General features: G+C 57.3%; 2 protein-coding genes. Both read right to left on the bottom strand.

Annotation, left to right across the window (positions count from 1 at the left end):
• On the bottom strand, positions 1–1,135 hold a 1,135-nt coding region (locus tag ACH2EH_RS03340; RefSeq protein WP_395138954.1), incomplete at its 3' end, for a sulfatase.
• Positions 1,132–2,220, bottom strand: a complete 1,089-nt coding sequence (locus ACH2EH_RS03345; protein ID WP_395138956.1) for a sialate O-acetylesterase — start codon at positions 2,218–2,220, stop codon at positions 1,132–1,134. The genes ACH2EH_RS03340 and ACH2EH_RS03345, both read right to left, overlap by 4 nt.
• Positions 2,221–2,262 lie beyond the last annotated feature (42 nt).

The raw sequence follows: 2,262 nt of genomic DNA on the forward strand, positions 1-2,262 counted from the left end.
GAAGCGTCTCGTTGTAGCTGCGATTGCCCCAGGGCTTGGGGTCTTTCGAGTCGGCGTTCACCTGCCGCGCGGCTTTGAGTGGGCCTTCACGGTAGATCAGCCGGTAGCGCCCGTCAAAAACAACGCGCTCCTGCATCCCATTATTGGGCAGCGGCCCCAGGTGCGAGATCTCCGCAAAGACGGCTTTTGCCCCCTGTGCGCCTCGCTTGCCCTCCAAGATCGGGTGCAGGCTCTTGCCGTGTAGCCCCGGCGGCACCCTCACGCCGACGTAGTCAAGAATAGTGGGCAGTAGATCCACCGTGCTCACCAGCGCATTGGTTCGCGTGGACTTTTGTTTTCCTGGTGCGCGAATTAGCAGCGGCGTGCGCAAGCCCAGGTCGTAGAGGCACATCTTACCGTGTTGGAAGCTCGGGCCGTGGTCGCCCAGAAAGATCACCAGCGTGTTGTTCTCCGTGCCCGTCTCTTTGAGCGCCGCGAGTGCGCCCCCAACGCGTGCATCGGCTTCCTCGATCCCGGCAAGATACTCCGCCCAGTCTTTTCGGATCTCGGGGGTGTCGGGCAAGTAGCTCGGGAGCTTAACCTCGGCGGGCTTGACACGGATCGGCTTTTTGTCACTATTGGGATAGGGGCGGTGGGAGTTCGGGATGTTGTAGAGCAAGAACCAGGGCTTTTGCTTCTCTTGAGCACGCTTGATAAACTCGGTTGCTATGCGCTGGTTCGGGTCGGGCAGGAACTCGTCGTAGGGAAACTTCTCCAGAGGCGCGACATGGAGCTTATGCGTCACCCCCTGCCAGTAGCCTGCGACACTTAAAATCTCGGTGAGCGTCCTCACGTCGGGCTTGATTCGGTTACGCTGGTAGAGCGGGACGTTTTTCTCGGCCTCCGTGAGCTGCGCGAGCGGCTTATGGTAGTTGAGCGTATTGTTGAGAATCCCATTGGCATGATTAAACATCCCGGTGTAGAGCGCTGCTTTGGATGCGGAGCAGACGGGATAAACCACAAACGCTCGCTCAAAGACCACCGCCGTTTGGGCGAGTATGTCCATGTGCGGTGTCTGCACACCCGGCGTCCCTAGATACCCCGCCTGCGTGCCTTGGTCCTCGGTCAAGATAAGTAAAACATTAGGTTGTTTCATTTATTGTCTGTCTTGCTCAATAATTTTGCCATCGCCCAGCCCAGCGCATTGCCGACTTCTATATAGGTCTCGGCATTACGGAAATAGTGGTAGTCCTGCTTTTGATTAGGGGAGGCTTCCTTGCTTTTCCAAAAATCACGGGACTCCACGCACAGCACATTGCCGGCAAACTCCGGATGCTTCTTGGTGTCGTTCATCGCAAGCTGCGCCTCGGCAATCTGCAGCCCGAAGCTCGCACGTCCGGGGTTCCCACAGCCCACGGCCAGCACGAACGGTGCTTTTGGGGCATTGAAGTCTTTGCGAAGGCTCTTGATCAGGTGCACCAGGTTTTGTTCGTAGCGGCTGGCATGCGCCGGGTTCTGATCCTTGTGCCCCTGCCACCAAACAAACCCAGCAATCTCGTACTTTTCGGCGCCGGGATAGTACTTACCCAGCTCACTCAAGACGCGCTTCGTGTTGGCGATATCGTCGTCGTACTGCTTGCCGGCGTACCAAGCCACGGGCTTCTTTTCCTGGCCCTCCACCCACGACGGTGTGTCGTCTTTGTAGCCCGCGTAGGTCTTGCCGTCGAAGATGAAGCGCTCACTGCCGGGCGGAAGAAGATCCCAGCCGAGGCTTCGGTTCCCGATGCAGGCCTTGAGAATCAGCACAGGTTCCTCAAGAGTCTGCCCCATGATATGACCAAACTGTAGCTCCGGCCCGATCGCTTTGCCGCGCACCGAAAGCCAGTCGTTTTGCACCGTCTGCATGGCATCTCTATTTTGCATCACAAAAGTGTAGCGGACATCGCTTCGTGCCGTCCACTGCCCCACCTCATCAAGCAGATGTGTGTACTTTTTCTGCGTCTTGGTGACATACTCCAGCGTCCCCTGTGTCGCTTCTGGCCCAACCTCGCCCATTCCAAGCATGTTGGACTGCCCGAGCAGAATAAACACCTTCACGGGCTTGGTAAGATCAGCCGGTTTGGCGTCCGGTCGCGGCAGCGCCTGCCCCGTCGTACTATCACCCTGTTGTGCACGCGACGCACCATAGCCCGAGATCAGCAACCCTGCCATCAGACAGAGCACCATAGATACTTTCTTCATTTTTTTCTCTCTGAAACGGTCTTTCGAGCAAGTTCGGTGAAA

Origin of the sequence: Armatimonas sp. (assembly GCF_043760365.1) — a bacterium.
Lineage (GTDB): Bacteria > Armatimonadota > Armatimonadia > Armatimonadales > Armatimonadaceae > Armatimonas.